This is a genomic window from Mycolicibacterium sp. XJ879, assembly GCF_053483935.1.
This window is the reverse complement of record NZ_JBEFTH010000005.1, coordinates 451002-470503: the sequence shown is the minus strand read 5'-3', so window position 1 is coordinate 470503 and position 19502 is coordinate 451002. Positions and strand designations below refer to the sequence as shown.

Here is a 19502-nt window from a genome sequence, read left to right as displayed (position 1 = left end):
TCTGCAGGCAACCCTGCCACTGTACTCCACGTGGTCAGAGACGTCAAACCGCGGTCGCCAGCCGATTTGGCTGGGGCCGTTGGCTTCTGAACACAGCGTACCCCCTGTCTCGGCGGCGTCCAACGCGGCCTCCCCCGGGGCCGCGCGGCTCAACCGGAGAGGCTCAGGCCACCCGCTCGATCTCGGCGCCCAGGCTCTTGAGGTTCTCCACGAACAGCGGATAGCCCCGGTCGATGTGGAACACGTCGTGGACCTCGGTGTCGCCGTCGGCGACCAGGCCCGCCAGGACCAGGCCGGCGCCGGCGCGGATGTCTGACGACCACACCGGGGCGCTGGAGAGCTGCGGGATGCCCCGCACCACGGCGTGATGTCCGTCGGTGCGCGCGTCAGCGCCGAGCCGGACCATCTCCTCGACGAATCGGAACCGCGCCTCAAACACGTTTTCGGTGATCATCGAGGTGCCGTCGGCGATGGACGCCAAGGCGATGGCCATCGGCTGCAGGTCGGTCGGGAACCCGGGAAACGGCAGGGTGGCGACGTTGACCGCCTTGGGCCGCTCGTACTGCACCACCCGGAAGCCATTGTCGTTTTGGGTCACGGTCGCACCGGCGTCGTGGAGCTTGTGCAGGACCAGTTGCAGGTGCTGCGGATCAACGCCGACCACCGAGATGTCGCCGCGGGTCATGGCGGCCGCGATACCCCACGTCGCGGCGACGATGCGGTCCCCGATCACCCGGTGTTCGGTCGGGTGCAGTCGATCCACGCCGACGATGGTCATCGTCGAGGTCCCAGCCCCCGAGATCTGGGCCCCCATTTGGTTGAGCATCGTGCACAGATCGACGACGTCGGGCTCCCGCGCGGCGTTGTGGATCGTCGTCACGCCCTCGGCAACCACAGCCGCCATCAGGATGTTCTCGGTGGCACCGACCGAGGGGAACTCCAGCTGGATCTCCGCACCGCGCAGGTGGTCGGCCTCTGCGACCACACAACCGTGCTCGATGTTGCACCGTGCGCCGAGTTGTCGCAGACCGGCCTGGTGCATGTCCAGGGGTCGCGACCCGATCGCATCGCCGCCGGGTAACGCCACCCTGGCCCGTTTACAACGACCGACCAGCGGCCCCAGCACACACACCGACGCGCGGAACTGCCGGACCGCAGCAAAATCCGCGTCGTACTTGGGTTCGTCGGGTGAGGTGATCCGCACCACGCCGGAATCGAGTTCGACGGTCGCGCCCAGGCCACGCAGCACTTCGGCCATCAGCGGCACGTCGAGGATGTCGGGGCAATTGGTGATCGTGCTCGTACCCTCTGCCAGGAGCGCGGCCGCCATCAGCTTGAGCACGCTGTTCTTGGCCCCCCCGACGGCAACTTCGCCCGATAACCGATTTCCGCCGGTCACCACGAAACGCTCGCTCACGCGGGTCAGTTTAAACAGCGCACCAGACGGTGTCAGTCGCTATGCCCAGTCCTTCCGGTACGGTTTGCGGCATGGGCGTCCATCTGACCCGCATCTATACGCGCACGGGCGATGACGGAACCACCGGGTTAAGCGATTTCAGCAGGGTGTCAAAGAACGACGCCCGCCTCGAGGCGTACGCGGACTGCGACGAGGCCAACGCCGCCATCGGCGTGGCCGTTGCACTGGGCCAGCCCAACGAGCAAATCCTCAAGGTGCTCAGGCTGATTCAAAACGACCTGTTCGACGCCGGAGCCGATCTGTCGACGCCCATTGTCGAAAACCCGAAATATCCGCCGCTGCGGGTCGCGCAGAGCTACATCGACCGGTTGGAAGCCTGGTGCGATGAGTTCAACGAAGGGCTGCCCGCGCTAAATTCGTTTGTGCTGCCCGGGGGTACGCCGCTGTCGGCGCTGCTGCACGTGGCGCGCACCGTGACTCGCCGCGCCGAGCGATCCGCGTGGCGGGCGGTCGAACTCCACGGCGACGGGGTCAGCGTGCTTCCCGCCAAGTACCTCAACCGGTTGTCGGATCTGCTGTTCATCTTGTCGCGGGTGGCCAACCTCGACGGTGACGTGCTCTGGCAACCTGGCGGCGGGGCAAGCGATTAGCGAGCGCGGCGGCGCGCGCGAGGTGACGGCCGTGACTCCACCCAAGACAAGAACGCCGTCAACGCCCCTCGATCCAACGCGATTTCATAGCTTCGACGGCGTTCCGGGCTGATGTCTCGGACCTCCAACACGACGATTTCATGGGTCATGATGTCGAATTCGTCGCCACGCGGCCCGCGCCGCGACACGATCTCCAGGCCCCGACGGCTGAGCCGCCGATCCGGCCACCACCGCAGACTGGACAGCCGGTAGAACCCGGCCTCCCCACCGCGGTAACGGATCACGCCGTGCCGCCAGCCCTGCCCGCCGACGGCGGGCACGTCACGCAGAATCGCTGCGGTGCCGCCGACCTGACGAAGCTTCCACAGCCGGTAGCTCAGCGCGACGACCACCGCCAGCAGCACACCGACCAGCGCGACCATGATCCACATGGACGCGCTCATCTGCGGCCCGCTAGTCGAGCTGGCCCAGGGCGCGCATCCTTGCTCGTCCCTTGGCGGCTGTTAATGGATCGTCGGAATCGGCGTCCTGGCGCGCGGCATCGGAGTCGATCTCGGATTCGAGCTCGGCTGATTCGGCGAGAATGATGACACCGTCGTCGGTGACCGACATGAACCCGCCGTCGACGGCGATGCGCAGATCGTCTTCACCTTCGCGCTCAATCCGCACAACCGCGTCGTCGACGAGCTGGGCGACCAACGGGATGTGGCGAGGCAGGATGCCGATCTCGCCGGCCGTGGTCCGGGTGAACACGAAGGTGGCCTTGCCAGACCAAATTTCGCGTTCGACGGCGACGATGTCGACGTCTATTTCGGCCATGGTTACTGCGCCTTGTCGGCGTCGTCGGCGTCGTCGTCCTTGCCGTTGTCGTCGCTGGAGGACGGCGCACCGTCGCCGCTCGTGTCTTCCAGCTTGGCCCCCATGCTTTCCGCCTTCTTGGCGAGATCCTCGAGCCCGCCGATGAGGAAGAACGCCTGCTCGGGCAGATGGTCGAAGTCGCCCTTGGTCAGCTTGTCGAACGCTTCGATGGTTTCCTTGAGCGGAACGGTCGAACCCGGCTGGCCGGTGAACTGCTCGGCCGCCATCATGTTCTGGCTCAGGAAACGTTCGATGCGGCGTGCCCGGTTGACCAGCTGCTTGTCCTCCTCCGACAGCTCATCGATACCGAGGATCGCGATGATGTCCTGAAGGTCCTTGTAGCGCTGCAGAATTCGGATGACTTCCTGCGCCACCCGGTAGTGCTCGTCGCCGACGACGCTGGGGTCCAGAATCGTCGAGGATGACGCCAACGGGTCCACCGCCGGGAAGATGCCCTTCGAGAACACCGCACGGCTGAGCTCCGTGGTGGCGTCCAAGTGCGCGAACGTGGTGGCAGGCGCTGGGTCGGTGTAGTCGTCAGCGGGCACGTAGACCGCCTGCATCGAGGTGATGGATCGGCCGCGGGTCGAGGTGATGCGCTCCTGCAGCTCACCCATCTCGTCGGCCAGCGTTGGCTGGTAGCCCACCGCGGAAGGCATCCGGCCCAGCAGCGTCGACACCTCAGAACCGGCCTGGGTGAAGCGGAAAATGTTGTCGATGAACAACAACACGTCCTGGCCCTGCTCGTCGCGGAAAAACTCCGCCATCGTCAACGCCGACAGCGCCACCCGCATACGTGTGCCCGGCGGTTCGTCCATCTGACCGAACACCAGCGCGGTGTCCTTGAGCACATTGGCGTCGGCGAGCTCTACCCACAGGTCGTTGCCCTCACGGGTGCGCTCACCCACACCGGCGAACACCGATGTACCGCCGAAGTTACGGGCGATGCGGTTGATCATCTCCTGGATCAACACCGTCTTGCCGACGCCCGCACCACCGAACAGTGCGATCTTGCCGCCACGCACGTACGGGGTGAGCAGGTCGACGACCTTCAAGCCGGTCTCCAGCATCTCGGTGCGCGGTTCCAGTTCATCGAAGGCCGGCGGCTTGCGGTGGATCGACCACTTCTCGAAGTCCTTGCCGTAGCCGGGATCGTCGAGGCAGTCGCCCAGCGCGTTGAACACGTGGCCCTTCACACCATCGCCGACGGGCACGGAAATCGAGCCGCCGGTGTCGGTGACCTCGACGCCGCGCACCAGGCCGTCGGTGGGCTGCATCGAAATGCAGCGCACCAGGTTGTCGCCGAGGTGCTGGGCGACCTCCAGCGTCAGCGTCTTCGCCAGGTCGCTGTAGGCGATTTCGGCGTGCAGCGCGTTGAACAGTTCCGGAACGGCGCCGCGTGGGAACTCCACGTCGACGACCGGGCCGGTCACTCGCACCACACGTCCATTGGTGTCGGCGCCGGCCTTATTCGTCTCGCGTTCGGCGGTAGCAGTCATATCTGGTTTCGCTTCCTCTGCGTGCTAACTCTTGGCGTCGGCCAACGCGTTTGCGCCACCGACGATCTCGCTGATTTCCTGGGTGATCTGCGCCTGCCGTTCGCGGTTGGCCTGCAACGTCAGATCCGTGATGAGCTCGTCGGCGTTGTCGGTAGCCGACTTCATGGCCCGCCTGCGCGACGCCGACTCCGAAGCCGCCGCCTCGAGCAACGCGGCGAAGATCCGGGTGGAGACGTAGCGCGGCAACAACGCGGAGAACAGGGTCTCGGCATCGGGCTCGAATGAGAACAGCGTGTGCAGTCCGGTGTCCTCTTCGCTGTACTCCACCTCCATCGGCGCGACCCGGCGTGCGATGGCCGTCTGCGACAGCATCGACCGGAACTCGGTGAACACGATGTGCAGCTCGTCGACGCCGAGGACGTTGTCCACGCCCGGATCGTCACCCTCGTCGTCGACTCCGGCCATGAACGCGTCAACCAGTGTTGAGCCGATCTCCTGCGCGTTCTCGTAGTCGGGGCGCTCCGAGAAGCCCGTCCAGGCCTCCGTCACATCCCAGTTGCGGAAACTGTAGTAGCCGAGGGCTTTTCGCCCCACCACGTACAGCACTGGCTCCTTGCCCTCTTCGCGGAGCAGGGCGAACAGTTCCTCGGACCGACGGAACACGTTGGCGTTGTATGCCCCGCACAGTCCGCGGTCGGAGGACACCACCAGCACGCCTGCCCGCCGCGGCTTTTCACGAGCAACCAGCAACGGATGGTCCAGCGCGCTGGCGCTGGCCAGTTCGGTGAGCATGTTGGTGATCTCGCGGTCGTATGGCCGGGCCGCTTCGACCCGGGCTTGCGCCTTGGCGATCCGCGACGTGGCGATCAGCTCCTGGGCTTTGGTGATCTTTTTGATCGAGCCCGCGGAGCGGATGCGGCCGCGCAGTTCGCGCAGTGTTGCTGCCATTGGATTACTGGACCCTTCAGTCCTACTTCTTCTTCGGTGCGGGCTTGCGGACCTTCACCGATTCCTTTTCGACGTCCCCTTCGTCCATGGCCTCGACGTGCTCGTCGGGCACCACGGAACTGCCATCGGTAGTGGCGAAGCCCTTCTTGAACTCGTCCACCGCGTTGGCGAGCTTTTCGGCCGTCTCATCGGAGAGCTTGGTGGTCTCCCGAATGTCATTGAGGATCGCCTCGTGTGAGCCCTTCACATGCTCGATGAACTCCTGCTCGAACTTTTGGACGTCCTCAACGGGCACCGAGTCCAGGTGGCCCTTGGTGCCGAGGAAGATGGCGACCACCTGCTCTTCGACCGGCATCGGGCTGTTCTGCGGCTGCTTGAGCAACTCGACGAGCCGCGCTCCGCGGTCCAGCTGAGCCTTCGAGGTTTCGTCGAGGTCTGAGGCGAACGCCGCGAACGACTCGAGTTCACGGTACTGCGATAGATCCAAGCGGAGACTTCCTGCGACTTCCTTCATTGCCTTGATCTGCGCGGCGCCACCGACGCGCGACACCGACACACCGACGTTGATGGCCGGCCGCACGCCCTGGTTGAACAGGTCGGTTTCGAGGAAGCACTGGCCGTCGGTGATCGAGATGACGTTGGTGGGGATGTAGGCCGAGATGTCGTTGGCCTTGGTCTCGATGATCGGCAGCCCGGTGAGTGAACCGCCGCCGAGCTCGTCGGAGAGCTTGGCGCAGCGCTCCAGCAGCCGGGAGTGCAGATAGAACACGTCGCCCGGGTACGCCTCACGGCCTGGGGGCCGGCGCAGCAACAGCGAGATTGCGCGGTAGGCCTCGGCCTGCTTGGTGAGGTCGTCGAACACGATCAGCACGTGCTTGCCGTCGTACATCCAGTGCTGGGCGATGCTCGAACCCGTATACGGCGCAAGCCATTTGAACCCGGCAGAATCAGACGCCGGCGCAGCGACGATGGTCGTGTAGTCCATCGCGCCACCCTCTTCGAGAGTGCGGCGCACGCTGGCGATGGTGGTGCCTTTCTGGCCGACGGCCACGTATACGCAGCGCACCTGCTTGGACGGATCCCCGGTCTCCCAGTTCTGCCGCTGGTTGAGGATGGTGTCCACGCACAGCGCGGTCTTACCGGTCTTGCGGTCGCCGATGATCAGCTGGCGCTGCCCGCGACCGATCGGGGTCTGCGAGTCGATCGCCTTGATGCCGGTCTGCAGCGGCTCGCTCACGCTCTGGCGCTGCACCACTGAGGGCGCTTGCAGTTCCAGGGCGCGTCGCTCGGTGGTCTCGACGTCGCCGCGGCCGTCGATCGGCTGTCCCAGCGGGTTGACCACCCGGCCCAGGAAGCCGTCACCGACCGGCACCGAGAGCACGTTGCCGGTCCGCTTCACCGGCTGGCCCTGTTGGATCTGCTCGAAGTCACCGAGGATGACGGCGCCGATGCTGTGCTCGTCGAGGTTGAGGGCTACACCCAACACGCCGCCGGCGAACTCCAGCAGCTCCTGGGTCATGACGGAGGGCAGTCCCTCGACGTGGGCGATACCGTCGCCGGCGTCGATGACTGTACCGATCTCTTCACGCTCGGTTTCGGCCTCGAACCCCGCGACGTACTCCTCGATCGCACCTTGGATCTCATTCGCCGAGATCGTCAACTCTGCCATGGCTTTTCGTCTTCCTTTTTCCTGGGTCTAGGGGTGTTCTCGGGTCAGTCGGGCAAGTGGTTCTCGGCCGCCGCCAGCTTCGACGCCAGCGATCCGTCGATCACCTCATCGCCGACGGCGATGGTCAAGCCACCGATCAGCGCCGGGTTCACATCGAGCTGAAGCGACACCGGATGGGCGTAGATGCGCGTCAGCAGTTCGGTGAGCCGGTTGCGCTGGGCATCGGTGAGTTCGGCGGCGGCGGTAACGTGAGCGACAACCTCACCTCGCCGGGACACCGCAAGGTTGGCCAGATCGCGGACCACCTCGTCGGCGCGCTCGCCGTGCAGCAGTTCAACAGTCTGGCGCAGCAGATCGGCGGCGTTCCTGCTCGCTCGGCCTTTCAGCACATCGTTCAACAGCTTGATGCGACCGTCCGCCGGTGCGGTGAACTCACTCAGCAACGTGATCAACCGTGGATCGGCGTCCAGAACGCGACTGAACCGGAAGAGCTGGTCCTCCACGTCGTCGATCTGGCCGTCGCGCTCAGCTCGGACCAGCAGCGCCAACCTGGCGATGTGCTGCAAACCCTGAGCCAGATCCGGCGTGGATGACCAGCGTTGCGCCACCGCGGTTTTGACGATATCCAGCGCTGCATCAGACACCTTGCCGGACAGCAGCCGCTCGGCGAGCGCCGTCTTGAGGCTCGAGTCGCTGGATGGATCGGCCAGGTGCCTGGCCAACATCGCTTCGGCGCGCAGCAGCTTCACCACCGACGCCAGATCGTCGGACAGGCCGGTCAGCGCGTCGGCATCGCCGCTAGCGACCGTGTCATCGAACCGTTTGACCACCTTGGTGATCGAGTCCCGGCTCGCGGCACGCAGCTTGGCTGTCGCGGCATCCGTGAAGACCGTGCTGGAGGGCGCCATCTCGTCGAGTTCGGTTAGGAAACGGTCAACCGTTGCCGACTGCTCGGACGGGTCGGAAACGAACTCGCGCACCATGTCACCGGCCCGCTGCACGGACTCCGCGCCCAGGCTTTGCCTCAGCTCACGGATGAGCTGTTGGCGTAGCAGCTGGATCTGTTGCCCGCCTTGGGTCTTGATCCGCTCGAGCTCGACGTCGGCCTGGGCACGCAGCTGCTCGGCGATCTTTTCGGCGTCGTGGCGCGCCTCTTCGACCACCTTGGCCGCCTCGGCCTTGGCTTCTTCCAACGCCTTGGCATGCTCGGAATCAGCGTCGGCGACCTTCTTCTCCGCCTCGGCGTGTTCGGCGAGCTGGGTCCGCACGTTTTCCTGCTGTTGCTGCATCATACGGCGCACCAGCGGGATGACCCACTTCACGAGTACGAAGACGATGACCGCAAAGCCGATCAGCTGTCCGATGAACGTCGACACTTCAGCTACCGTCCTTGACCCGTCGTGGCCGGAACCGTGCGGGTGGCCACATCGACCCCGAGCACACGGCTGGCCAGGCTTGCTGCCAACGTCTCCACCGATGTCTGCAGTTCAGCCGTCAGACCGCGGGACTGCTCGGTGAGTTCGGAATTGGCCTGCTGGAGCATCGATGAGACTTCAGCATTGGCGCGACCCCGCGCATCGTCGACGATTTGGCGACCCTCAGCACGAGCATCTTCGCGTATGTCGGTCGCTTCCCGGCGAGCCCCACCCATCACCTTGCGGTAATCGGCTTCGGCAGCAGCGCGTAGTTGTGCTGCGCGCCGGTTGTCTTCGACCGTCTTGGCGACCATGGCTTCGCGCTCGTGCAGCACCTTGGCGATCGGCGGCACAACCCATTTGCCGATCACACCGAGCACGATCAGGAAGAGGATCAGCACGAAGAAGAAGGTGCCGTTGGGCAGCAGGAAGTTGCCGCCGCCTTCCTGCGCCAGGACGGAAGTGCTGAGGTCAACCATGGCGTCGATTAACCGACCGGGGTGGCGAAGACGAACAGCGCCATGAAGGCCAGGTTGATGAAGTACATGGCCTCCACCAGACCCACCGTGATGAAGAACGGCACGAAGAGCCTGCCTTGAGCCTCCGGCTGCCGCGCTACGCCATTGACCAACGCGCTGCCGACGACACCGTCACCGATAGCAGCACCGATAGCGCCGCCACCCAAGAGAAGACCGCCGCCAATGAGTGCGCCGGCAGCGATAGTGGGATCCATTCCTTTTATCCTCCTTGATAACTGGCAGCAGTCCTACCAGGTTGTGGGTCGAGCATTTGCGAGTTAGTGGTGTTCGTCTTCAAGCTCCATCGCCTGACCGAAGTACAGGATCGTCAGCAGCGCGAAGATGAACGCCTGGATGGCACCGATGAACAGTTCGAACATTTTCCACAGCGCGTTGGGTGCCCACATGATGTAGGCCGGGAACAACGCGATGATCGTGACCATGATGCCGCCGGCGAACACGTTGCCAAAAAGACGGAGGGACAGCGAAACCGGCTTGGCGATCTCTTCGACGAGGTTGATCGGCGCCAGGAACGACACATGGCCCTTGAGCAACCGCACCGGGTGGCCGACGATGCCGCGCCGCCAGAAGCCCGCGGCGTGATAGCAGATGAACACGAACAGGCCGAGCGCCAGCACGAAGTTGATGTCTGCGGCAGCCGGTTTGAGCAACTCGTGGATACCGGTCTCATCGGAGTACTGCCACGGAAACACCGACAACCAGTTCGCGATCAGGATGTAGGCGAACAGCGTCACCGCCAGCGGAAGCACGAACGGCGCGACGCGCATGCCGATCGCGGACTCGATCTGGTTGCGCGCCTGGACCGTGATGGCCTCCCAGAACAACTGCACACCGGTAGGCACGCCGCTGGAGGTCACTTTGGCGCGGAGGTAGAACGCCAGCGCGAGCACGATCACCGCAGCGATGGTGGCGGACAGCATCGTGTCGGTGTTGACGGTCAGCCCGAACCAGTTGGCGGTGGTGTGCGTGCCCACGTGGATACCGGAGTCGGCGGCGAGGATGGTCACCGGAGCCGACCCGGTGGCGACGTCGATACCTGTCATTGCGGTGTGGGTTCCCCTTCGAATCCGGCTGTGTCAGTCGGGCTACCCGCGCGCAGTTTTCTTGCCACAGGCAGCGCGGTGGTGAAGACGAGCAGCATCTGGAACAGCGCCATGCCGAAGACCACGCCCAGGCCCTCGGGACGGAAGACGAACGCGATGGTCAACCCGATGACGGTCAAGATCATCAGGCGCGTCGCCGAATTCAACGCCATCTTGCTTTTCAGGGGGTGCGCCTGGGAGGTGATCTTGGTGACCGACCGTCGCACCAGGACGGCGTTCAGCAGACCCAGGCCGAGGCCGATCGCGAAGAACACCCCTACCATCACATGGCCGAGAAGCGCGGCCGCCAGCGTGCCCAGGCCGGCCAAGACGACGCAGATCAGCGCCAGACGCATCGGGCGGAACGCAACCGAAGGAAGCACCAACGGCGCGTCGTGCGCTGGCGTCGTCACTGATTCACCTCAATCCCGCGGTCAAAACGAAGTTGCCGAATGATCCTGTTCCAGTGCTTGGCGCCATGAGCGTATCGGAGGGCATCAGGCGCACTGGAAGTCACCCAAGCGGCAGCTCCCTATTGTCGGTCGTTGTACCGGTCCGCTCGGCCTGGAACCGAAGGGTCCGGGGCCGGCAACCCGCGAGGTTTTCGGGTTCTGTTTTTCACCCTAACACATGGTCCAGGGCATAAAACGACGCCTACTACTTTGCGTCGTACACGTCGGCCATCTGGCCGTTTCGGCGCCGTAGAAGCGGGATCACCGTGACGATGATCGCGACCAGGATGGCCGCCAGCATGACCACCCCGCTGTAGCGCGGATCGAAGAAAATCGTGCTCGCCGCGCCCAACGCGACGATGCCGACCCAGAGGTAGATCAGAAGCACGACACGGCGGTGCGAATGGCCGATCTGAAGCAGCCGGTGGTGCAGGTGCATCTTGTCTGGGCTGAACGGGCTGCGACCGGCCCGGGTGCGGCGCACGATCGCCAGCAGCATGTCCAGCGCCGGCACCAACATCACCGCCACCACCAACAAAAACGGTGACAGCAGCGCGAATACGTCGCGCGCACCGTATGCGGTCTGCGAGATCGGTCCGGCCGCCGTGGTCGACGCCGCGGCCAGCATTAGCCCGATCAGCATCGAACCGGAGTCGCCCATAAAGATCTTGGCGGGGTGGAAGTTGTGGGGCAGAAAGCCCAGACAGGCCCCGGCGAGCACCACCGAGATGATCGCGGGCGGGTAGAACAGCACGTCGCCGCCGTGGTCGCGCAGCAGCCCGATGGAGAAGATGCAGATGGCTGATGCAGTGATCAGCCCGAGACCGGCGGCCAACCCGTCGAGTCCGTCGACGAAGTTCATCGCGTTGACGATCGCCACGGTCAACGCGAGCGTGAGCAGAATCGACGACACCTGGTCGAGCACGATGGTGCCGACGCCGCCGATCGGGATGTAGAGCACGCTCCAGGCCACACCCATGGTGACCAGAACGCTGGCCGCGGTGATCTGGCCGGCGAACTTCGTCAGCGCGTCAAGCCCCCACCGGTCGTCGATCAAGCCGATGGCCATGATCAGCCCACCAGCGACCACCACCGCGGGCATCCCCGACGAGTACACGAAGCCCCGCGTCAACGCGGGAAGTTGCGACGCCAACAGCACGGCCGCGACCACCCCGACATACATTGCCAGCCCGCCCATCCGCGGGGTCGGCTGCAGATGTACGTCACGCTCACGCGGGTAGGCCACCGCGCCGAACCGCCGGGCCAGCACCCGCACCCAGCCGGTGGCGAAGTAAGTGATGATCGCCGCGGTGAGTCCGACGAGGGCCAGTTCGCGAAGCGGGACACCGGCACCGCGCTCGTTGAGCGCAAGCACGGTGTCCGCCGCGTAGCTCATCGATGCACCGTATGCCACGTTGCCTCAGCTCATTCCGTCAGTGCCGACGGTTCCACATCGAGAACTTTCGCGACGGCCTCCACCGTCACCGGGCCTTGGCGCAGGATCCGCGGGTGCGACCCGGTGAGGTCGACGATGGTCGACGCCGCCTGCTGCGCGGACGGCCCCGCATCGAGGTAGACCTGGACGCGATCGCCGAGTTGGTCGCGCGCCTCGTCGACGGTCACGGCGGGCGGCCGGCCGGAAGTGTTCGCGCTGGAAACCGCCATCGGGCCGACCTCGCGGAGCAGTTCGATCGCCACGGGATGCAGCGGCATGCGCAGCATGACGGTGCCGTGCGCGTCGCCGAGATCCCATGGCAGCGACGGTGCCTGGCGCACCACGAGGCTCAGCGCCCCGGGCCAGAATGCGCGGATCAGTTCGCGTGCGGGGCCCGGGACGTTGTAGACCAGTCCCTCGATCGTGTGCCACGAGCCGACCAGCACCGGCACGGGCATGTCGCGTCCGCGGCCCTTGGCCGCCAACAGCGCGGCGACGGCGTCGTTGTCGAAGGCGTCCGCGCCGATGCCGTACACCGTGTCGGTGGGCATGACGACCAGCTGACCGCCCTTCAAAGCGCTGATGGCCGAAGCGATTCCGGTCGCGCGCTGGGCGTCATCGGTGCAGTCGAATACCTCTGTCATGACCTGCCCTCTTCCTGGCCCTCTGCATGCCTGCGGTTGCGGGTCGCGGTGACGAATCGGGGTCGACCGGCCAGGTCGCGGCGGCCGGTGACGTCGTCGAAAAGCCCGGTGCTGTGGAACGCGTCGATGGTGCGCGCCGATGTGGTGTCGTCATGCTCCACCGCGCACCCGCAGCCGTCGCGCAGCCACCGGCCGGCGAGCCCGACGATGGCGTCGATGATGACCATCCCGTCCGGTCCCCCGAACAGTGCGTGCGCCGGATCGTGTTCGGCCACTTCAGGTTCCAGCTCGGCCCCGTCGGGAATGTACGGGGGGTTGGCGACCACGAGGTCGACCTGGCCGTCGAGTTCGGGCAGCAGCCCGGACGCGGCGACGTCGGCGCGGATCAGTTCGACGCCCGTGCCTGCGAGGTTTCGGCGCGCGTAAGCGAGGGCGTCATCGGAGTCGTCGACGGCGATGACGCGCGCGTCGGGCACGGCGTTCGCGAAGGCCAGCGCCAGCGCACCCGAACCGGTGCACAAGTCGACGATGACAGGCGGCCGCAACAAGGGGTTGGCCAACGCCCACTCCAGCAGCGCCTCGGTTTCCGGTCGGGGAATGAACACGCCGGGCCCGACGCAAACGGTGACGGGGCCGAACGCCGCGCTGCCGATGATGTGCTGCAGCGGCACCCGAGTGGCGCGGCGGGCCACGAGGCCGTGGTAGCGGTCGACGAAGCCGTCGTCAGGTCGGGTGAGCGCGAGGCGGCCGCGGTCGGTGCCCGCCGCGTGGGCGGCCAGCAACTCGGCGTCGGCCCGCGGCGACGGAACTCCCGCTTCGGCGAGCGCTGCCTCTGCGGCGTCGATCACCTGGCGGAGCGTCATGTCGCCGCAAGCCTGGCTTGCTTGTCGGCGGCAGCCAGAGCGTCGAACAGCGGGTCGAGTTCGCCGTCGAGCACCTGATCGAGGTTGTGCGCCTTGAAGTTGATCCGGTGATCGGCGATCCGGTTCTCGGGGAAGTTGTAGGTGCGGATGCGCTCGCTGCGGTCGACAGTGCGGATCTGGCTGGCCCGGTCCGCCGACGCCTCGGCCTGGGCCTGTTCATCGGCCAGTGCCTGCAACCGCGCGGCGAGGACCTGCAGCGCACGCGCCTTGTTCTGCAACTGGGAGCGTTCGTTCTGACAGCTCACGACGATGCCGGTGGGCAAGTGGGTGATGCGCACCGCGGAGTCGGTGGTGTTGACACCCTGGCCACCCTTGCCCGACGACCGGAACACGTCGACGCGCAGATCGGAATCGTCGATCTGAACCTCTTCGACCTCTTCGGGTTCGGGGTACACCAGCACCCCTGCCGCCGACGTGTGCACGCGGCCCTGCGACTCGGTCACGGGGACCCGCTGCACCCGGTGCACACCGCCTTCGAACTTCAGCCGTGACCACACCCCGTCGGCAACGTCGCCCTTGCTGCGGATGGACAGCGTCACGTCCTTGTAGCCGCCGAGGTCGGAGAAGGTCTCGTCGAGCACCGTCACGTTCCAGCCGCGCCGTTCGGCGTAGCGGATGTACATCCGGGCCAGGTCGGCGGCGAACAGCGCGGACTCCTCGCCGCCCTCCCCGGACTTGACCTCCAGCACGATGTCATCGGTGTCGTGCGGGTCGCGGGGGGCCAGCAGGTCGGTGAGGCGGGTGTCGAGTTCGGCCACCGTGGCGGCCAGTTCGTCGACTTCGGCGGCGAACGACTGGTCGTCGGCAGCCAGTTCGCGGGCCGTCTCCAGGTCGCCGCGGGCGGCCTGGAGCTTGCGGTAGGTGGCCACGATCGGCGACACCTGGGCGAACCGCCGGCCGACCTTGCGCGCCTGGGCCGCGTCGGCGTGCAGATTGGGGTCGGACAACTGGCGCTCGAGGTCGGCGTGTTCGGCCACCACGGCATCGATCGCCGTCCCGTTCTCCGTCACGTCGACGTCCTTCCCTCAAACGCAGACCGGCGCCCGGCCTGGCCGCCGGGGCGGCAAGAACGGGCGCCGGAAAGGCAGCTACTTGTCGGCTGAGGTGTTCTCGCCGCTCTTGCGCTTGCCGTAACGCTTCTCGAAGCGGGCGACGCGGCCGCCGCTGTCGAGGATCTTCTGCTTGCCGGTGTAGAACGGATGGCACTGCGAGCAGACCTCGACGTGAATTTGTCCGCTTTTCTTGGTGCTCCGCGTGGTGAACGTGTTACCGCAACCGCAATGCACCGTGGTCTCGACGTAGTCAGGGTGAATACCCGTTTTCATGGCTTCCTCTTCGATCGTGGCCCCGGGTCGCCCCTTCTGAGCTGAAGGCGTTCGGCGTGAACCGGAACCGAGGGTCGACGGTCCATTATGCCAGTGCGACCGCCAGCAGCCTAAACGCCTGCCAGGCTGCGGCTATTCCTCTGGGCCGAACGTGGGTTACCGGCACGCTCCAGGGCGGTTCTGCGTGACATAACCCCACACCCGCCGCTAGACCGGCTGAAATCTGCTGCCCTCGCGGCGCCACAACGTGCGACCGTCCGGGTCGGTGCCGCGCGCGATCAGCTCACGCTTGAGGATCTTGTTCGTGGCGGTGCTGGGCAGATCGTCGGCGATCCAGACGTAGCGCGGCCACGCCTTCGGCGACAGGTCGCTCTGGGCGGCCAGAAACTCCTCGAACGCCTGCGGGGTGAGGTCGGCGCCGTCCTGCAGCACGATCGCGGCCATCACCTGATCGCCGACGAGTTCGTCGGGCACCGGGTAGACCGCGACCCGGTTCACGGGGCCCAGCCGCAGCAGGATGCGCTCGATCGGTGCGGTGGTCATGTTCTCGCCGTCCACGCGCATCCAGTCGGCGGTGCGCCCGGCAAGGTAGATCCACCCGTCGGCGTCGCGGTAGGCCAGGTCGCCCGACCAGTACATGCCGTGCCGCGTGCGCTCGGAGGTGGCGGCTTCGTCGTTGTAGTAGCCCGAAAAGAAGCCGGTGCCCGAGGTATTCACCAACTCGCCGACAGCCTCGTCGGCGTTGAGCAACGCGCCGTTGGCGTCGAACAACGCCGGTGGGCACTCGGTCACGGTTTCGCTGTTGTAGATGGCGACCCCCGGAAAGCCCTGGCCGACAGAGCCTTTCGGCGTGTCGGGAGTGCGGGTGATGATCACGGCGTTCTCGGTGGAACCGAACCCGTCGTCGACGGTCACGCCGAACCGGCGGCCGAACTCCTCGATGTCGCGGTCGGCGGCCTCGTTTCCGAACGCCACTCGCAGCGGGTTGTCGATATCGTCGGGGCGCTCTGGGGTCGCCAGCACGTAGGCCAGCGGCTTTCCGACGTAGTTCATGTAGGTGGCGCCGTGCCGGCGGATGTCGGACAGAAACCGCGACGCCGAAAACTTCGCGGGCACCATGGCAGCGCCGGCCACCAGTGCCGGTGCCCATCCGCCGACCACCGCGTTCGAATGAAACAGCGGCATCGACAGGTAGCAGGTGTCTGCGGAGGTGAGGCCGAACTTGTCGACCAACGCGGTGCCCGCGAACAACACCATGGAGTTGGCCACCTGGACGGCCTTGGGGTTACCGCTGGTGCCCGAGGTGAAGATCATCATGAACGTGTCGTCGGGGGCGGCCTCGCGGGCGGGGGTCAGCGGCGGCGCGGAGGCCCGGCGTTGCGCCCAACCGTCGTCGTCGGCGTCGAAGACAGTGACCCCCGGCAGTGCCAGGCCGTCGAGCAGATGCCGGTGCTCGGCGTCGGTGAGAAGGAACTGGCATTCGACCTGGGCGATGTCGCGCGCGAGCGCCTCGCCGCGGCGGGTGGTGTTGATGCCGCAGAGCACGTAACCGCCCAGCGCCGCGGCGGCCAACGCGGTCAGCATCTCCGGCGTGTTGCCGAGCAGCACACCGACATGCAGCGGGCGGTCGGACTCCGCCGCGTCGATCAGCGCAGCGGCTTGCGCGCCGGCATCGGCGAGGTGCTCACGCCACGTCCACGTGCGGTCGTCGTACTTCACCGCGACGGTGTCCTGTTCGGCGCGCTCACGAAGCAACTGCTGGAGTGTGTCCGCCATGGTCACCTCTCGCCTGTGAACAGATCTTGAATTGTGTCTACCATGTCACAATGTCGGAAGTCCGCGGACAGGCGCGGAAACGACGAGAGGGCCACCGGTGACGCGCGGCGCCGCGACCAAGCACGTCCGTGATCGGATGATCGACGCGGCCGAAGTCTGTCTGCGCGCCAAGGGTATTCGGGCGACCACAGTATCCGAGGTGGCCGAAGTCGCCGGGATATCACGGGGTTGGTTATACCGGCATTTTCCCGACAAAGTCACGCTGTTGGGCGCGGCGATCGTGCGCCTGAACGAGGCCTACTGGTCAGAGGCGCATGCGATGCTGGAACGGGTCGAGGGGTTGGACCGCCAGATCGTCGCCGGTATCCGCCACGGCCGCCGGGCCTACGACGACCCGGGCGCGTTGCTGATGAAGCTGCGTATCGAAGAACCCGACGAGTTCGCCGCCTGCGCCGGCGCCGGTGTCCAGGGGCTGGTGCCCGACCTGGCCGACTTCTGGTCGCGCTACCTGGTCGCCGCGCGCGACAGCGGCGAGATCCACGCCGATATCGACGTCGCCGAGGCGTCGGAATGGGTTGCGCGCGTGCTGATTTCGCTGGCCACCGTGCCCGGTGACACGCTCGATCCCAGCGACGACGACGCGGTACTGCGGCACGTGCGGCGCTACGTCATGCCCGGCCTGCGCGCCGACCCCGCGGGTTAGTCGTTGTCGGCGCCGCCGGGCGTGGTCTTGGAGACCTGGACCAGGAACTCGTAGTTGTTCTTGGTCTTGCGCAGCTGGCTCATCAACAGGTCGATCGCCTGATGCGGGTCAAGACCGCTCAACACGCGACGCAGCTTGTGCACCACCGCGAACTCGTCCGTCGAAAGCAGCAGCTCGTCCTTGCGGGTGCCCGACGGATTGACGTCGACGGCCGGGAAGACCCGCCGCTCGGCGATCTTGCGATCCAGCTTGAGCTCGGCGTTGCCGGTGCCCTTGAACTCCTCGAAGATCACCGTGTCGCCCGTGGAGCCGGTCTCCACCATCGCGGTGGCGATGATGGTCAGCGAGCCGCCCTCTTCGATGTTGCGGGCGGCGCCGAGGAACCGCTTGGGCGGATACAGCGCGGTCGAGTCCACGCCACCGGACAGGATGCGTCCCGAGGCCGGCGACGCGTTGTTGTACGCGCGGCCCAGCCGGGTGATCGAGTCGAGCAGGACGACGACGTCCTTGCCCTGCTCGACCAGTCGCTTGGCCCGTTCGATCGCGAGCTCGGCGGCCTGGGTGTGGTCTGAGGGCGGACGGTCGAAGGTCGAGGCGATGACCTCACCCTTGACCGACCGCTGCATGTCGGTGACCTCTTCCGGACGCTCGTCGACGAGCACCACCATCAGGTGGCATTCCGGGTTGTTCTGCGTGATCGCGTTGGCGATGTCCTGCAGGATCGTGGTCTTACCGGCCTTGGGCGGCGACACGATCAGCGCGCGCTGCCCCTTGCCGATCGGCATGATCAGGTCGATCACGCGGGTGGTCAGCCGGTCGGGCGAGGTCTCCAGGCGCAGCCGCTGGTTCGGGTAGAGCGGGGTGAGCTTGTTGAACTCCGGCCGCTTCTTGGCCTCGTCGACGGGTTTGCCGTTGACGGTGTCCAGGCGCACCAGCGGATTGAACTTCTGCCGCTGGTTGGGCTGTTCACCGTCCTTGGGCACGCGCACCGCACCGGTGACGGCGTCGCCGCGGCGCAAACCGTTCTTGCGCACCATGTTCATCGAGACGTAGACGTCGTTGGGTCCGGCCAGGTAGCCGGAGGTCCGCACGAACGCGTAGTTGTCGAGCACGTCGAGGATTCCCGCGACGGGCTGTACGACGTCGTCTTCGCGGAGTTCGGTGTCACCGCCGCCGTCGCCGCCACCGCGCTCGCGGCGCCTGCGGTCACGGAACCGGCGGCCCCGCCGTCCACCTCGGCCGTCGCCGCCGTCGTCATCGGAGTTCGAGCCGCCGCCGCGGTTCTGCTGGCCGCCTTGCTGGTCGTTATCGGACTTGTTGTCCTGCTTGGAATCGGACTTGGAGTCCTGTTTGGCGTCCTGCTTGGTATCGCCGCCGGACTTGGCGTCCTGCTGGCCCTTGTTGTCGGACTTGGAGTCTTGCTTGGTGTCGCCGTCGGACTTGGTGTCCTGACCGCTCTGTTCGGAGCCGCCCGGCGCACCTGAGCCGCGGTTGCTGCCGCGACGTTCGCGACGCTGCCGCGTCGGTGCGTCGTTGCCGTCGCCAGAGCCGGGGTTGTCGGCGTTCTCAGCGGGCTGGTCGGCAGACTTCTCCGCCTTCTCGGCGGCCGGCGTGTCGGTCGCGGCGGGCGCTGCATCCCCGCCGCCGCGGCCGTTGGCCTGGCCACGCCGGTCACGAATTGCGGCGACGAGCTCGCTCTTGCGCATACCCGAGGCGCCCTCGATGCCGATCTCCTTGGCCAGCGCGCGCAGCTCCGGAAGCACCATGCTGGATAACGAGCCACCACGGGCGGCGGATGCACCACCCGCGGTGGATACGGCCTCCGCGGAGGACGCGCTGTTGGGCGCATCGACTGCCGCGGGGTTGTCTGAGTTCACGGTGTTCGACAGCGCGTTGTTGTCGCTGCTGCCGTCAGCCGTGATGAGGTCCGTTTCAGTCACGGATGTCCTTTCTCTCCCTCGCTGTTCAAGCATGCGGGGATTGGTTGCGCTCAGCTGATCCGCTCAACGCGTGGGCGCCACCGCTGTGGTTGCAACGGCGATTGCCGGGATTCGCCGGTATGACGAACCGTCAGCCCATGGGTAAATCACGGGGAAAATGAGTGGTGTCCTAGTGTCGGCGCAGGCAGAGACGCTGCGATTGCTGGACAAAAGCGAGAATAACGCGC

Annotated in this window: 20 protein-coding genes; 2 read left to right on the top strand and 18 right to left on the bottom strand. The window is 66.1% G+C overall.

The annotated features are described in order from the left end of the window. Positions 1-163: 163 nt before the first annotated feature. A complete protein-coding gene (gene murA / locus ABQF13_RS15140; protein ID WP_448393555.1) occupies positions 164-1417 on the bottom strand; it encodes a UDP-N-acetylglucosamine 1-carboxyvinyltransferase in 1254 nt (417 codons plus the stop codon). A gap of 71 nt (positions 1418-1488) precedes the next feature. On the opposite strand from murA, the gene ABQF13_RS15135 reads away from it, so the two are divergent. Further along, entirely contained in the window at positions 1489-2067 is a 579-nt protein-coding gene (locus ABQF13_RS15135) for a cob(I)yrinic acid a,c-diamide adenosyltransferase (protein WP_448393554.1), read from the top strand. On the opposite strand, the gene ABQF13_RS15130 is transcribed toward ABQF13_RS15135, so the two are convergent. From ABQF13_RS15130 to fadD1, 16 genes are all read right to left on the bottom strand, one after another. Further along, positions 2064-2510, bottom strand: a complete 447-nt coding sequence (locus tag ABQF13_RS15130) for a DUF2550 domain-containing protein (protein WP_448393553.1) — start codon at positions 2508-2510, stop codon at positions 2064-2066. The genes ABQF13_RS15135 and ABQF13_RS15130 overlap by 4 nt on opposite strands. 10 nt (positions 2511-2520) lie before the next feature. After that, positions 2521-2886 (bottom strand): F0F1 ATP synthase subunit epsilon, encoded by a 366-nt coding sequence (locus tag ABQF13_RS15125; RefSeq protein WP_448393552.1) that lies wholly within the window; start codon positions 2884-2886, stop codon positions 2521-2523. Between the two features lie 2 nt (positions 2887-2888). Further along, positions 2889-4424 (bottom strand): F0F1 ATP synthase subunit beta, encoded by a 1536-nt coding sequence (atpD, locus tag ABQF13_RS15120; RefSeq protein ID WP_448393551.1) that lies wholly within the window; start codon positions 4422-4424, stop codon positions 2889-2891. Between the two features lie 24 nt (positions 4425-4448). After that, entirely contained in the window at positions 4449-5372 is a 924-nt protein-coding gene (locus ABQF13_RS15115; protein ID WP_448393550.1) for a F0F1 ATP synthase subunit gamma, read from the bottom strand. A 22-nt stretch (positions 5373-5394) separates the two neighbouring features. Continuing rightward, a complete protein-coding gene (gene atpA / locus ABQF13_RS15110; RefSeq protein ID WP_448393549.1) occupies positions 5395-7041 on the bottom strand; it encodes a F0F1 ATP synthase subunit alpha in 1647 nt (548 codons plus the stop codon). A gap of 44 nt (positions 7042-7085) precedes the next feature. After that, positions 7086-8417, bottom strand: a complete 1332-nt coding sequence (locus ABQF13_RS15105) for a F0F1 ATP synthase subunit B/delta (protein WP_448393548.1) — start codon at positions 8415-8417, stop codon at positions 7086-7088. Between the two features lie 5 nt (positions 8418-8422). Further along, complete coding sequence (locus ABQF13_RS15100; RefSeq protein WP_448393547.1) at positions 8423-8935, bottom strand: F0F1 ATP synthase subunit B; 513 nt, start codon at positions 8933-8935, stop codon at positions 8423-8425. Positions 8936-8943: 8 nt separating this feature from the next. After that, on the bottom strand, positions 8944-9189 hold the full coding sequence (locus tag ABQF13_RS15095) for a F0F1 ATP synthase subunit C (RefSeq protein WP_427059538.1): 246 nt from the start codon (positions 9187-9189) through the stop codon (positions 8944-8946). A gap of 63 nt (positions 9190-9252) precedes the next feature. Further along, a complete protein-coding gene (atpB, locus tag ABQF13_RS15090; protein ID WP_448393546.1) occupies positions 9253-10038 on the bottom strand; it encodes a F0F1 ATP synthase subunit A in 786 nt (261 codons plus the stop codon). Next, on the bottom strand, positions 10035-10490 hold the full coding sequence (locus ABQF13_RS15085) for an ATP synthase subunit I (protein WP_448393545.1): 456 nt from the start codon (positions 10488-10490) through the stop codon (positions 10035-10037). Before ABQF13_RS15085 ends, atpB begins: the two co-directional genes overlap by 4 nt. A gap of 244 nt (positions 10491-10734) precedes the next feature. After that, positions 10735-11925 (bottom strand): glycosyltransferase family 4 protein, encoded by a 1191-nt coding sequence (locus ABQF13_RS15080; protein ID WP_448393544.1) that lies wholly within the window; start codon positions 11923-11925, stop codon positions 10735-10737. A gap of 29 nt (positions 11926-11954) precedes the next feature. Continuing rightward, a complete protein-coding gene (locus ABQF13_RS15075) occupies positions 11955-12608 on the bottom strand; it encodes an L-threonylcarbamoyladenylate synthase (protein ID WP_448393543.1) in 654 nt (217 codons plus the stop codon). Continuing rightward, positions 12605-13471 (bottom strand): peptide chain release factor N(5)-glutamine methyltransferase, encoded by an 867-nt coding sequence (gene prmC, locus ABQF13_RS15070; protein ID WP_448393542.1) that lies wholly within the window; start codon positions 13469-13471, stop codon positions 12605-12607. Before prmC ends, ABQF13_RS15075 begins: the two co-directional genes overlap by 4 nt. Beyond that, a complete protein-coding gene (gene prfA / locus ABQF13_RS15065; RefSeq protein ID WP_448393541.1) occupies positions 13468-14541 on the bottom strand; it encodes a peptide chain release factor 1 in 1074 nt (357 codons plus the stop codon). The genes prmC and prfA overlap by 4 nt, the downstream gene beginning before the upstream one ends. A 78-nt stretch (positions 14542-14619) precedes the next feature. Further along, positions 14620-14856 (bottom strand): 50S ribosomal protein L31, encoded by a 237-nt coding sequence (gene rpmE, locus ABQF13_RS15060; protein WP_448393540.1) that lies wholly within the window; start codon positions 14854-14856, stop codon positions 14620-14622. 207 nt (positions 14857-15063) lie between these two features. Beyond that, the gene (gene fadD1, locus ABQF13_RS15055; protein ID WP_448393539.1) at positions 15064-16632 is read right to left on the bottom strand and encodes a fatty-acid--CoA ligase FadD1; all 1569 of its coding nucleotides are present in this window, start codon (positions 16630-16632) and stop codon (positions 15064-15066) included. Between the two features lie 136 nt (positions 16633-16768). Between fadD1 and ABQF13_RS15050 the strand changes: the two genes are divergently transcribed. Beyond that, on the top strand, positions 16769-17335 hold the full coding sequence (locus ABQF13_RS15050) for a TetR/AcrR family transcriptional regulator (RefSeq protein ID WP_448393587.1): 567 nt from the start codon (positions 16769-16771) through the stop codon (positions 17333-17335). On the opposite strand, the gene rho is transcribed toward ABQF13_RS15050, so the two are convergent. Then, a complete protein-coding gene (gene rho, locus ABQF13_RS15045) occupies positions 17332-19275 on the bottom strand; it encodes a transcription termination factor Rho (RefSeq protein WP_448393538.1) in 1944 nt (647 codons plus the stop codon). The two genes, ABQF13_RS15050 and rho, sit on opposite strands and share 4 nt — an antisense overlap. Positions 19276-19502: the final 227 nt, after the last annotated feature.